Annotated in this window: 5 protein-coding genes and 1 pseudogene; all 6 read right to left on the reverse strand. The window is 51.6% G+C overall.

Features of this window, described 5'->3' with window-relative positions:
• Nucleotides 1–42 precede the first annotated feature (42 nt).
• Entirely contained in the window at nt 43–441 is a 399-nt protein-coding gene (locus OPU96_RS28640; RefSeq protein WP_498560176.1) for a hypothetical protein, read from the reverse strand.
• A gap of 25 nt (nt 442–466) precedes the next feature.
• Entirely contained in the window at nt 467–838 is a 372-nt protein-coding gene (locus OPU96_RS28645; RefSeq protein WP_498560177.1) for a hypothetical protein, read from the reverse strand.
• 92 nt (nt 839–930) lie between these two features.
• Nucleotides 931–1196, reverse strand: a pseudogene (locus OPU96_RS28650) (RHS repeat-associated core domain-containing protein); the annotation flags it as partial.
• A 41-nt stretch (nt 1197–1237) separates the two neighbouring features.
• Nucleotides 1238–1621, reverse strand: coding sequence for a hypothetical protein (locus OPU96_RS28655; protein WP_498560178.1), 384 nt, complete (start codon nt 1619–1621; stop codon nt 1238–1240).
• 444 nt (nt 1622–2065) lie between these two features.
• Nucleotides 2066–2431: a hypothetical protein gene (locus OPU96_RS28660; RefSeq protein WP_498560179.1), complete on the reverse strand. Its 366-nt coding sequence runs from the start codon at nt 2429–2431 to the stop codon at nt 2066–2068.
• 2 nt (nt 2432–2433) lie between these two features.
• Nucleotides 2434–5010, reverse strand: a 2577-nt coding sequence (locus tag OPU96_RS28665; RefSeq protein WP_498560180.1) for an RHS repeat-associated core domain-containing protein, incomplete at its 5' end; no start/stop codon positions are given.

A 5010-nucleotide genomic window follows, 5' to 3' on the forward strand; every position in this document is an offset into this window, starting at 1 on the left:
GCCCGGCGCGAGCAAGCTCGCTCACTACAGGGTTTGGTGGTTTTACCAGGTTGATGGGTCTTCTTGGCTGGCTTTTTGGAGGTCATCTTTCCAGACTTTGTTGGCGAGTCGGTAGATGTCGGCGAAGAAGCCTCGGGGGTCGGCTATTTCGGTTTCGTCCCAGGCCATTGTTTCGTACTTGTCGTGATCGCTTTCGAATTCTTTGGCGAAGTCAAAATTTGGATCATTCAGTGCATCCCTGAGTGCGGACATCAATACAAATCGGTGCCTGTAAGAGAGGTACATAAGGTCGCGAAGCACAAAGGAAATTATTATTTTTTCTCTGTCTTCTTCATTGTTTGGGTCGTACTTCCATAGCTCCCTGCCGATTGTATTTTCAAGGTCGTATATCGATAAGGCTCTTAAAACGTGGGAGATATTTGGGATGTAAGGCGCATCCATAAATGGGCACTTCAGCATTGCATCCTCACTTCGGAAAAGCTGTAAATGGTCGGGTTTGGTTGTTTCTATCAAATCGGATCTCTGCTTTGTCCATATTTTCCACGTAGGTTGGGTTGTTTATATTTCTATTGTTAGGTTTGTAGCCTCTTCCTGCACCGGGTAGTTCGACCACTACCACGGGGTTACCGCGCGCATCAAAACTTGTTGGTGATATTGAGCCATCCTTCATTCTTCCCATTGCCTTGTTTATAGCGTGAAGCTGCATTTTCCAAGTTTTAAATTGTGAGCTTGAGCTGATCCGTTCGAGTTCGCCAGTGGTTGGGTTTGTACCGTCGATAGAACGTTGTCTCAACGCGTGATCTGGTATGTCTGGACTATGTTTTTCTGCTGTGTGCATGTTGTAATTCGTCTCAAATTCCAGAACTCTTTTCTTTGCATTTTTTCTGTTAGTTCATCTATTTTCGCCCGTCGCTCAGTTCGCGTCAGCTGAGGTAAAGCGGGCTCACCTTCATTAACGTTAGGCTTGGGAGCGGCAACGGAAGCATTGGGCTTACAGTTGTTACCAGGGCAGGTGCTTAGCCCTAACGGATCCACCCACCCCGCAAGCTTCACCGGGTCCGGCTCAGATAACGCCCAATATCCGGATTGTAGTAGCGATGCCGGTTGTAGTGCAGCCCGCTTTCCGCGTCGAAATATTAGCCTTGAAAATGCAGCGGGTTGTCGATTATTCCCACATCGAGACGGGTGATTTCGCCCTAGATCTGTGGGAGAGGCCTACCGGGAGCGGCTGTAATGTTCAAATATTTGTTGGATACAGGAGTGCTCTGGTTGTCCTTATCTCAACAAATCCTGTTTTTCTAGTGGTCGCCTCGTCAAGCTCAATGAGTATTATTGAGTCTCCGAGTTTTAGTGCGGCCGATTCCTCGCTGGAATCTTCGACGAGTTCAGCTGTTATTTGGGTAACACCGTTTATTACGGTGATACATGGAGCTTTGAGGGTCGAAGGAACGATGTTTTCTCCCCATGAAAAAACCTCGTCCAGATCAAACTCTACATCCTTTTCGTCGCCGATAGTGGGTGCGGTACCGACCCATGTAGCGGTACCAGCCCCTACGGAAGAGCAGAAATTCACGCGTATAGTATTCTCAACAAAAAGTACTTCAGTTACTTGTATTTTCATTTTATTTCTTCGGTAGTGGGGCTGTTACAACAGTGTTGTCCACATTCATAGTGTTGGATTAAGCTCCAGTGTCCGCGTCTCTTCATGGTAATAGTGCTTGCTTGATTTGCTATTCATTTCGTGAGGGCCATAACGAACACTTCTCTTCGCATCGTTAGAAATTATTCTGTCTCGATCAGGTTTGCCGGTCCTGTTCCATAAGAGACGGGGAATTTTGTCATGTCAGATTCCTGGGTGTCGTTCGTCCGGTAAGAAGCCTGTCCTGGGTAATGATTTTCGGGTTTTACCTTCAATGACAGTTTTTGTTTTTCAGCCTGTTTCCAACTCAAATTATTCGGTTTGAGTTCTACATGGTAGTGCTCTCCATGATGTCTTGGCGCATAGGGGCCTTTATCTCCTGGATGGCTTTCAACCCTTGTTCGAGTGAGCGAGCAAGCTCGCTCACTACAGTTGGTTTTTCGGTTGATCAATATTGGCATATTGCTTCAACTTCTTAAGAAGGGTTTGCATAAATTTTTGCTGATCACTTACAGGTTTTGGGAAGTAGGTTGTCATGGTTTTAAATACTGCATCGAAACTGTCATTAATAGATAGATAGTGTTCGATCGAATCAATGAACCACTCTTGCTCTGATTTTGTATATGATAAAAACTCTGGCTTTGTCAGTTCGTCAAGAAGTTCGTTAAGGTCCTTCTCGTTGTTTATGTCTTTTGAGCAAATAAGACTCTCTCTTTCCAGGTCGTCTGTATTCTCAATGTCATAAGTGAACAATAATCCTCGGATTATTGACATGCTTGGCTTTTTTTTCATGGTTATTGCTCTGTGTAAGCAGTTTTGGGTTTGCCATTGGCGTCTAGTATGACTCGTGCTTTTCGTTGTTGGCTATACCTTGTTCCGTCACGGGAATACCCCTCGCCAATAACTTTTCCCATGTCCATAGGTTCTAATGATGCTGCTCTGCCATTTCTTCTGAAAATAAGCTGTGCTCTATATATAGCGTTCAATTGATCCCTGTGGCTAAGGAAGCGTGTTGCAGCCGGAGGGTATTTAGGTTCTCCTATGTAAGGGCCCGTTCGATGAGTTTCGATAATTCCTGTCGTCGGGTTTTTGGCGGTATTCAATCTTTCGAGCTGAGATTCGAGTGTTGTCTGTGCACCATGTTTTTCCAAAAAGTGTGCGCCCGGTGTCGCTTTTTCAAGTTCGTCCAAGCGTCTATGGGCGTTTGCTTCTGCAAGTTCATCGATTCTTGCCTGCCGCTCCGCACGTGTAGGTTGCGGTAACGCCGGTTCTCCATGATCTACACCCTGGTTTGGATTCTGAAACGTAGTATCAGGTTTACATCCGTCCCCTCCCGGACAATTGCTTAGCCCTAACGGATCCACCCACCCCGTAGGATTGGGTACATACCGATACCCATTGATCCCACCCGCCAGCTTCACCGGGTCCGGCGTCAAATAACGCCCAATATCCGGATTGTAGTAGCGATACCGGTTGTAGTGCAGCCCGCTTTCCGCGTCGAAATATTGGCCCTGAAAACGCAGCGGGTTGTCGATTACTCCCACGTCGAGACGAGCTATTTCGCCGTAGGCGCGGTAGTGCGCAGACCAGACGATTTCGCCGTCGGGGTTTGTCAGTTCCTGGGGTGTTCCAAGGTGATCCAGTTGGTAATGGTAGGGTTTGGTGTCGTTGGGACCGAAGCCTTCCAGCAGGGCCAGCGGGCGAAAGCTGTCCGGTTCGTAGAGGTAGCTGCGATGCCGCTCCGCATGGTGTTCGGCGATCAGTTTGTCGCCTTGCCAGAAGAACTCCGTCGTGACGCCTTCAACGGTTTTGCTGATGCGCCGGCCAAAGGGGTCGTAGCGGTAGCTGGCGCTTTTCCCGTTGGGGGCTGTGACGCTGATTAATCGATGCTGACAGTCGTAGCGATACTCGGTGACAAGCTGCTGCCCCTTGCCGCGACGCTCACGGATCAGGTTGCCAAACGCGTCATAGTCGTAGTGCCGGTCCCCTTGGATCATCAACCGATTGCCCGCCACCACGTCCGGGCCGGTGCGGTTTTGCATGAGCAGGTTGCCGGCCGGGTCGTGTACGAAACGTTCCTGGTGGTCCTGGGAATGGTCGGCGCGGGTGAGGCGATTGAGTGGGTCGTAGCTGTAGTGGTGTTCGCCTTTGCGGGTGTCGAGAACGCGGTTCAGGTTGCCGGATTTGTCGTAGTCGTACTGCCGCCGGTAGAGGTGGTTCTGCTGTTGGGTGACGGTGTGGGCATGCAGCCGTTGCTGGTCGTCGTAGTGGTAGTGACTTAGCAGTTGGCCTTGCTGGCGTTGACGTTCCTGGCCGGATTTGAACAGGTGTGAGGTTAGGGTTTCGCCATTCAACTCGACGGTGGCGAGGTGTCCCCCCTTGGCACGGTTGAACACCACCCGGTTGTTGTCTGGCAGGCGCAGGTGGTGCAAGTGGCCGCAGGCATCGTAGGCATAGCGCAAGGTGCCCCAGCCTTGGTGTTCGGCAGTGAGTCGGTTTTGTGCGTCGTACTCGTAGGCCAGCGGCCAGTGCCCGTCGTCGACGCTAAGCAGGTTGCCTTGGGGGTCGTAGGCGTAATCCACAACACTGCCGTCGGGCAGGGTTTTTCGTACGAGGCGCCCGGCGAAGTCGCGCTCGTAGCGGGTGACCAGCTGGCTGCCATCATCGCCGTGTTCGGTCTTTTCTTGCAGGTTGCCGTTGAGGTCGTAGGCATACGTCGTGCGCTGGCCGTCAAAGCCGATTTCCTGCTGGATCAGGCCGTTGGGGTAGTACTGCAACCCATAGGTTTCACCGGCTTCGTTTTCAATCGAGGTCAGCAGCAACCGGGTGTTGTCGTAGCGGTACTTGACCTGGCTGCCATCGGCGTTGATCCGCCGGCTGATCAGGTGCAGGCCATCCGCATATTCATAGCGGGTGACGTGCCCCAGTTCATCGCACTCGGCGGTGACTTTTCCGTAGGCGTTGTAGCTGTATTCGCGGGTGGCGCCGTCCGGCAGTACCACGCGAATCATCCGACCCACGCTGTCCCACTGATACCCGGTCAGCGCGCCATGTTCATCCTCGCGGGAGACCAGGCGGCCTACGTCGTCATAGCGATAGCGCTTGATGCCGCCATTCGGCAACTGTTCCTCAACCCGCTGCCCACGCTCGTTCCACACCAGCCGATGGCAGCTGTTATCGGGATACCAAACTCCCGTCAGTTGCCCATGTTGGTTGTAGCTGTAGTCCGTGACATGGCCGTCAGGATCAGTCCGGCGGGTGACATCGCCCTGATCGTTACGCTCGTATTTCCATACCGCGTCGCCACGCCGGACTACCCGTACGAAGCCGTTGTCATGCTCGTAGGACGTCGGTTGATCATCCCCGGGAAA

The organism is Pseudomonas sp. RP-B7, from assembly GCF_059803535.1.